Below are 7,765 nucleotides of genomic sequence, written 5' to 3' on the forward strand. Positions count from 1 at the left end.
ATGTCGAGCACCGTGTCGGCGGTGTCCTTCGACATCACTTGCACGCCGTCTGGACGCTGGGTCTCCTCCGTCGATCCGTCCGGCTTGGTGATGTCCTTGACGATCCGTGGCGGCACCCTGACGCCGTCGTTGGCGACGGTCTGGAACAGCGAGGTCATCTGCAGCAGGGTCATCGACAGGCCCTGGCCGATGGGCAGGTTGGCGAAAGTGCCGCCCTGCCAGTTCTTCCGGTCCGGGACCATGCCCTCGGACTCGCCCTCGAGCTCGATTCCGGTCTTCTGGCCGAGCCCGAACTTCTGCAGGAAGTCGGCGTAGGAGTCCTTGCCCACCCGCTGGGCGAGCATGAGCGTGCCCACGTTGGAGGACTTACCGAACACGCCGGTGGTCGTGTACGGCGCGGGTCCGTGCTCCCAGGCGTCGTTGACAGTGACGCCCTCCATGTTGATGCTGCCGGGGACGTTGAGGACCTCTTCCGGGGTGGTGACCCCGTCTTCGATCGCCGCGGAGGCGGTGATGATCTTGTTCACCGAGCCCGGCTCGAACGGTGTGGTGATGGCCTTGTTCCCGAGGTCCGCCCCGCGCTTGAGCTCGGGGCCGATACCGACGGCGGGGTTGAACGTATTGTCGTTCGCCATCGCGCGGACTTCGCCGGTCTTCGCGTCGAGCACGACCGCGGAGGCGCCGTTCGCGCCCGATGCGTCCTTCGCACTCTGCACGGCCCGCTGGACGTACCACTGCAGGTCGGAGTCGAGGGTCAGCTGGACGTCGCTGCCGTCCGTGGCCTCCTGCGCCGTGTGCATGGACCCGGGAATGACGGCGTTGTCCGGGGTGATGTCGAGCGTCCGCTTCCCGTCCTGCCCGCCGAGTACGTCGTCGTACGCGGCTTCCATGCCCTGGAGCCCCTGGATCCTGCCGTTGTCGCCGTAGTTCGTGGCGCCGATGACGTTGGCGGCCAGCGAACCGCCGGGATACTCGCGGAGATCGACCCGCTCGCTGCCCACCATGGGGAAGTCCTTGGTGATCTCGTTCGCCTGCGAGACGTCGATGTTGCGCACCAGGTAGGTGAAGCCCGAGTCGCTATCGAGCTTGTCCTTGATCTGCGACTTCTTGGCCTGGTCGCCGAGCACCTGCTCGAACTTCGAGGAGATCTGATCGACGAGGGTGTCCCAATCGGGCTTCGTCGGATCGGTCTGGTGGCGCTCGGTGGCGTTCTTCTTCTCCACAGTCGGCTGGATCGAGAGGGACCGCGCCTCGCGGGTGAAGGCGATGGGCTCTCCCCGCTCGTCTGTGATCTCGCCGCGAGTCGCCGGGAGCACCTGCTCGACCTGGCGCTGGCTCTCGGCCTGCGCCGCGAGATCCCTACCGCCGATCGTCTGCACCCAGAGCAGCTTGACCAAGGCGATCACCAGGATGACCACAACAACCGTGCGGAGAATCTTGAACCGGGAGTCCGTCGCCGTTCCGCCCTTGCCGGGCCGCGGCGATCGCCCCATTCCCGCCGGCCGACTGCCGCGTGGCCGCTTCGGCCCCTGCGGCGCGCGCGGGTCCTCGCCGCGCCCCTTGGGCTTTCGTGCGTCCATCTTCTTCTCCTCCCGAACCACCGCGGGTCGGCGGCGCGTGCTGCCTTCGGGGTCGTGCTGGTGTCGTGCCTGTCTCGTGCTCGCGTACTACTCGTGTCTATGTCGTGCGCCGGCGCGGATCCCGCGCTGGGCGCTCGTTCCCCTCGTCGCCGCACGTGTGTGGCGTACTCCCCATGACGGCGGACGTCGTCGTCACCCAGGAGTCGCCTCGTCATGCCGTCACCGCGAAACCTACCGGCCGATGCGCCGTGAGCCATGGGTTTACTGCGGCGCGTCCACCGGTCCGGGCGCCGCGCCCTGTGCCGCCGGGGCGGGAGCCGCTGCCTGCGGCTGGCCCTGAGCGGGTGCCGGGGCCTGGGCATCGCCCGCGGCCGCCGCCGCGGGTGCCGGGAGTCCGTCGACGCGGCGGCCGGCGCCGAGATCTGGGATCATCTGCGGGGACTGGTGCGGGACGCTGAGCCCGCCCTGCGCCCCGGTGTCGCCGGATTGCGCGCCGCCGGGGAGTCCGAAGCGGTTGCCGTCCTGCCCGCCGGTGGCCGGCTGCTCGCCGCCGCTCTTGGCCGCGCCCTTCGCCTGCAGCGGCTCGATCGGCGCGCCGAGGACCGCCTCCTCGGGCCCCTCGGGGCGGGTCGTGCCGTCGTCGTTGCGGACGATCATCGGCGCCTCGAGCACCGAGACCATGCCGCTGTCCTTCGCCTTCTGCGCGAGGGACTCGGCGCTGGCGTCGTCCTCGATCTCGGTGAGCAGCGCGTCGCGCTGCTCCTTGAGCGAGGAGTTGTAGTCCTGCTCGGAGCGCAGCGAGTACGTGTCCTCGGTGGACTTGGCCGAGAGGAAGAGCGTGAACCCGATCCCCGCAGCGAGCAGCAGGAGCACGACGACCACGAACGGCACCCGTTTCGCCGAATCCCACACGGCCGAAGCGCGCGCGCCGATCCGCGCCGAGGAGGGCGCGGACTCCGCGATCCGCCGGCCACGGACGCTCGCGCCCTTGCTCCGGGTCCGGGCGACGGAGCCGCGATGGAGCCAACGGCCCGCGCGCGGCGCTGGGCGTCGCCCCGCGTCCGCTCGAGAGTCGCGGTGGCGGCACCTCCCGTGGTTCGGGCGGCCGTCGAGGTCCTCGCCCGCGGGCTTCGCGCGCCGGCCGTTCGTGCGCCGTTCTCCGTGCGTGCTCGTCCGCGAGCCGGGGTTCGTGAGCTCATCAGCGGTCCTTTCCTGGACGATTCGGGGTGGGCGCGCTCTCGCGCGGAGTCGGGCGTTCGGCGCAGCGCACGCGCACCGAAGCCGATCGGGGGTTATGGTCGATCTCGGCGTCGTCGGCCTTCTCGGCGCCGCGGGTGATGAGGCGGAATCTGGGCTCGTGTCCCGGGAGCTCCATGGGGAGCTCGGCCGGGGTCGTGGACTTCGTCCGCGCGGCGAGCTCGCGCTTGACGATCTTGTCCTCGAGCGACTGGTAGGACATGAAGACCGCGCGCCCGCCCTCACGGAGCAGGTCGAGGTAGAACGTGGTCGCGCCGGCGACGGCCTCGAGTTCTGCGTTGACCTCGATCCGCAGCGCCTGGAACGTGCGCTTGGCGGGATGTCCTCCCGTGCGGCGGGCCCCGGCGGGGATCGTGTCGTAGAGAAGCTCGACGAGCTCGGCCGAGGTCTCGAAGGGCGCGTTCTCCCGCTTCTTGACTACGGCCAACGCGATCTGCCTGGCGAACCGCTCCTCCCCGTATTCGCGGAGGATCCTGGCGAGCTCCCCCGCCGGGTATGTGTTGAGCACGTCGGCGGCCGTCTGCCCGCTCGTGGTGTCCATGCGCATGTCGAGCGGAGCGTCGACGGAGTACGCGAAGCCGCGCTCCGGGACATCGAGCTGCATTGAGGAGACGCCGAAGTCGAGGAGCACGCCGTCGATGGCGGGCCCGGCCGCGTCATGGGAGAAATAAGGAAGCGCCGCCGTGATCTCGGCGGCGTCGTCGAATCGTGCGTGGACCGGGTGGAAGCGGTCGGAGTATGCGGTGAGCCTCCTGCCCGCCATTGCGAGGGCCGAGGTGTCGCGGTCGACGCCGACGACGTGGAGCTCGCCGAACCTGTCGAGAAGCCGGGACGTGTGACCTCCGAGGCCCAGTGTCCCGTCGACGATGACGGGCGGTCGTCCCTCGTCCGCCGCCCGCTGCACTACAGGGGCGAGCAGGTCGATGACGCGCTCGAGCATGACTGGGATGTGCATCGCCGAGTTCGAGTCCACCACTCGCCCCTCCTCCCTGGAGGTCGTTCCCCGGGGCGTGCCCGGGCATGTCTTCGCTGGCTTCGGCCTGAGGAGGCGTTCGCGGTGTCGTGTGGTCCCCGCCCAGTGGGACCTGGCGTTGGGGAAGTACGCCAGGGCACCCTGGGCGAAGGCCGCACGACACCTGCGCCGGAGGACTCGTGGGGAGCCCGCCCTAGAACTCGATCCCCAGGGAAGCGCCCTCCATCTCGGAGAACGCCGGCAGATTCTCGGTGTTGTAGCGGTCCCACGACGGCGCGTCCCAGACTTCGAGCCGCTCGCCGAGGCCGTTGACCACGCAGTCCCTGTCGAGGCCCGCGTAGCTTCGCTGCCCCGAGGGGATGGAAATCCGCCCCTGCTTATCGAGTTGTTGCACGTCCGCGCCGCTCACGAGGATCCGATAGAAGGCCATGTGCCGCGCGGAGCGGTTGGCCGTCGGCCGGATCTTCTTGACCAGCGCGTTGAACTCGTCTTCCGGGAAAACCGAGAGTGCGTTGGTGAACCAGTTGCACACCACCAGGCCGTCTTCCAATGGAGCTCGGAATTTTGCCGGGATCGTCAGCCGCCCCTTGTCGTCGAGGCGGGGACGGTACGTCCCGTACCCGACGAAAACGGGTTCCCGCTCATCGGTCGGGACAGGCGTGTCGGTGGAGTCCACCAGCCACCTCCTGTTCCCCGATCTCGACCATTCGGAGCTACCGAGAGGTCGAAATCACCACTGAGCGACTTGCGTCCCCCACTTTACCCCACAAGGCCCCACATTCAAGCCTTCTTCCCCACCATCCCCCACCGAGGTGCATTGATAGAGGTAGAAGGCAAAAAGTCGCCGATATCCGTGGCGACACGCGGGCGAGACGATCGTTGACAATGATCGTCGACCTGGGGAAAACCGCAATCAATGAGGCAATTGTGAATGAGGAGACTTATGAGAGTCAAGCAGTGGTGGAAAGTGGGGAAATCGGGGAGCCGGTGGTGGGCGGTGGTGGGTAGGGGCGGGGTCGCGGTGCGGCGACACTGCCCGCGCACACGAAAAAGCCCCGCCACCTACGTGGCGGGGCTATCGAAAGGGCGGGACTATCCCGGGGCGCTCACCGGTCCTACATGTGCCCGTTGTTTTCGCAGCGCTCTGCGAGGCGCTCGGTCGAAGCGAATCGGCCTAGTGGCCGCCCTCGAACCGGCGGCGGAAGCGATCCTCCATGCGGTCGCTGAAGCTGCTCTGGGGCTTTCGCGAAGAGCCTCCGCGGCGCGGGCCCGAGGCGTTCCCGGGCTTCCCCGTGGCCGCCGAGCCCTTGTTCGCGCCCTCGGCACCGTCGCTCTTCCCGGACGAATTGCCGGACAGGAGGGCCCCGACGCCGGCGCCGAACATCACGATGAAGCCGACGAGGCTGAGCACTGGGAACCCGCCGGGCTTGGGTCCGAGCGCGAGGCCGACGATGAGCAACGCCAGCCCGATGATCCCGAGAAGAACGAACTTCCACAGGTTGGGGCTGAATACCGACGACGACGAACTACGACGTACCGAGCTCGCAAACTTCGGATCGTCGGCATAGAGGCCGCTCTCGATCTCGTCGAGCATCCGCTGTTCGTGCTCTGAAAGTGGCACGGATCCCCCTCGGCGTACTGTTCTCGGTCCTGGAAGCGGCGCGGAGCGTGCCGATCCCGACCCGGCTTGGACATCCTGGCCACCTCTATAACGAGCGATGGCCGAGATTCGTTCCTTCTCCACTCCCGCCGACGCGATTCCGGGCTCTGCTCGGCGGCCGACGCGAGTAGAAGTGTGTGTTCCTGACGATTGCAATCATACTTCTCCCGCCGGATAGCGAGCCATTTCGGACCAACCCCGAACGAGCGAGTTCCGGAGACGGGCATGCACCGACTACGCGGCGGCGGCCGGCGAGCCGAGCTCCGACTCGACCAGGTCGAAGAAGCGGCCGACGGCCCACAGGAAGTCCGAGGCGAGCTCCGACGAGACGGGACGCGGCACGCAGGCATCTACTGCCGAGGCCAGCGGCGAGTATCCGCCCAGCGCCTCTGCCCACTCGGCGAATTGTGGGCGCTCGCGGGCCAGGCGGATCCACACGTTGTTCCTGCCGCGGCGAGGGCGCGGACCGAGGAGGAGCGCGGCGGCGGCACGCGCACCCTTGTACGCGTAGAGGAAGCGATCTGCCGGGTCCGTGGCAGACACCGCCGCCTCCCGCAGTTCCTCCGCCATCCGCATGCGCCCAGCCGACGCGCCGATCGCGTGCCTTGGGGTGGTGAGCATCTCGCGCCCCTTTCCGTGAGCTGGATCTTCCCGGTTTCGCTTCTGCAACTCGCCCGAAGGTTCGTTCTCGGACCTTTCGCTGCACACGGTAGGAACTGCATCCGACATTTCGCCCCGACCAGCGGAGATCCGCGATGGCGCCGCACGTGGGCGGCTATCTGTGCTCAGATGGACGCTGTGAGAATCCGGATCGCCGAACTAGACCCCGCGGGTTTCCGTAACGAGGCGCGGGCGGCGCTCGACGTATACGTCGCGGCCATGGGCTATTCACCCCGGGTCACCTGGCAACGCAGCCCGATCTGGCACGAGCACAGCACGTGGGCCGGGTTCACGGCGGTCGCGGCCTTCGCCCCTGCGACCGAGGCGGAGGAAGAGGCGCACATCGCCCCGCTGGGGTCCGGTCGACGTGGAAGTAGGTCCAGCGGCAAGGCGGAAGGCAGCGCCGACGGATCGGCCGGCTCCTCGAGGTCCGCCGGCCGCCACTCGCCGCGTCGCGCTTTCAGGTGGGCTCTCCCCCGCCGCGCCGAGACGGAACCCACTCCAGCCCCGGCCGAGTCGGCGGCCACCGCTGCCCCCGCTATCGACGCGGACGAACCCGAGCGCCTGGTGGGCATCGGCTACGGTTACCGCGCCGTGCCAGGACAATGGTGGTACGACAGGGTCGCCGCAGGGGCGGCGACGGCGCACGTCGAGCTCCCCGGACTCGCCGCAGAGCTCACCGAGCTCCATGTGCACCCGAACCTCCACGGCAACGGCATCGGCACACGACTGCTCTCGGCCTTCCTCGACACCCGCACGGAGCCGAGCGTGCTGCTCTCCACCCCGGAGGTCGACGGCGAGGCGAACAACGCTTGGCGCCTCTACCGCCGCATGGGTTTCCAGGACGTCCTTCGCGATTTCCTCTTCGAGGGCGATCCCCGCCGCTTCGGCGTCCTCCGCGCCGACCTCCACGCCAACGGGGACACGGCCACCGAAGGACTCGCCGGTTGAGCGCCGGGGAGGTCCTGGACGCGGCTGTCATCGGTTCGGGGCACAACGGCCTGATCGCCGCCGCCTACCTCGCGCGCGCCGGGCACGAAGTCGCGGTCTTCGAGCGGGATTCGGTGCTCGGCGGGGCGACGTCAACGGTCGAGCGCTATCCGGGGCACCGCACCGATCGTGGCTCTTCGGCACACCTCATGATCCGCCACACGGGGATCATCGAGGATCTCGATCTCGCCGCCCACGGGCTGCACTACATCGACTGCGACCCCTGGGCCTTTGCTCCCGCGCCCGAGGGCACCTCCGAACCGCCGCTGGTCTTTTCCGTCGATCTCGAGGCGACTTGTCGCTCGATCGCCGAGGCCTGCGGCCGGGCGGACGCCGATGCCTACCGCCGTTTCGTCCGCGACTGGACCCCGCTGGCCCGCGGCATGATGGCGAGCTTCGGCTCCGCCCCGACCCCCCGCGGCCTGGCCAAGCTCGTTGGTATACGCGGCACGCTCCATCCCATGCGTCTGTCCAAGGAGTTCCTCGCGTCCGGCGACGCGCTCCTCGACGCGCGCTTCGATTCGGGGCGACTCAAGGCCGCGCTCGCCTGGTTCGGGGCGCAGTCGGGCCCGCCGATGTCTGCCCCCGCGACCGCGCCGATGATCGGCTTCGCCGCACTCATGCATTCGACTCCGCCGGGCCGCG

8 protein-coding genes are annotated in these 7,765 nt (G+C 68.9%); 2 read left to right on the top strand and 6 right to left on the bottom strand.

Annotated elements, in window-relative coordinates; all coding sequences use genetic code 11:
- From V7E05_RS12455 to V7E05_RS12480, 6 genes are all read right to left on the bottom strand, one after another.
- On the bottom strand, positions 1-1,580 hold a 1,580-nt coding region (locus tag V7E05_RS12455), incomplete at its 3' end, for a peptidoglycan D,D-transpeptidase FtsI family protein (protein WP_333619966.1).
- 261 nt (positions 1,581-1,841) lie between these two features.
- Positions 1,842-2,492, bottom strand: a complete 651-nt coding sequence (locus V7E05_RS12460) for a hypothetical protein (protein WP_333619967.1) — start codon at positions 2,490-2,492, stop codon at positions 1,842-1,844.
- A 286-nt stretch (positions 2,493-2,778) separates the two neighbouring features.
- A complete protein-coding gene (rsmH, locus tag V7E05_RS12465) occupies positions 2,779-3,792 on the bottom strand; it encodes a 16S rRNA (cytosine(1402)-N(4))-methyltransferase RsmH (RefSeq protein WP_333619972.1) in 1,014 nt (337 codons plus the stop codon).
- 211 nt (positions 3,793-4,003) lie between these two features.
- Positions 4,004-4,486 (bottom strand): division/cell wall cluster transcriptional repressor MraZ, encoded by a 483-nt coding sequence (locus V7E05_RS12470; RefSeq protein ID WP_333619968.1) that lies wholly within the window; start codon positions 4,484-4,486, stop codon positions 4,004-4,006.
- A 498-nt stretch (positions 4,487-4,984) separates the two neighbouring features.
- A complete protein-coding gene (locus V7E05_RS12475) occupies positions 4,985-5,431 on the bottom strand; it encodes a DUF3040 domain-containing protein (protein WP_333619969.1) in 447 nt (148 codons plus the stop codon).
- A 273-nt stretch (positions 5,432-5,704) separates the two neighbouring features.
- The gene (locus V7E05_RS12480; protein ID WP_333619970.1) at positions 5,705-6,091 is read right to left on the bottom strand and encodes an SAV_6107 family HEPN domain-containing protein; all 387 of its coding nucleotides are present in this window, start codon (positions 6,089-6,091) and stop codon (positions 5,705-5,707) included.
- Between the two features lie 168 nt (positions 6,092-6,259).
- Between V7E05_RS12480 and V7E05_RS12485 the strand changes: the two genes are divergently transcribed.
- On the top strand, positions 6,260-7,081 hold the full coding sequence (locus V7E05_RS12485) for a GNAT family N-acetyltransferase (protein ID WP_333619971.1): 822 nt from the start codon (positions 6,260-6,262) through the stop codon (positions 7,079-7,081).
- The coding region (locus tag V7E05_RS12490) for a phytoene desaturase family protein (protein ID WP_442891677.1) at positions 7,078-7,765 on the top strand (688 nt) is incomplete at its 3' end. The genes V7E05_RS12485 and V7E05_RS12490, both read left to right, overlap by 4 nt.

Source organism: Dietzia sp. (assembly GCF_036741115.1).
GTDB lineage: Bacteria > Actinomycetota > Actinomycetes > Mycobacteriales > Mycobacteriaceae > Dietzia.

Bases quoted from the DNA above. Each gene is read 5' to 3' on its own strand.
- V7E05_RS12485 (WP_333619971.1), top strand. From the start codon at position 6,260: ATGGACGCTGTGAGAATCCGGATCGCCGAACTAGACCCCGCGGGTTTC.
- V7E05_RS12480 (WP_333619970.1), bottom strand. From the start codon at position 6,091: ATGCTCACCACCCCAAGGCACGCGATCGGCGCGTCGGCTGGGCGCATG.
- rsmH (WP_333619972.1), bottom strand. From the start codon at position 3,792: ATGCACATCCCAGTCATGCTCGAGCGCGTCATCGACCTGCTCGCCCCT.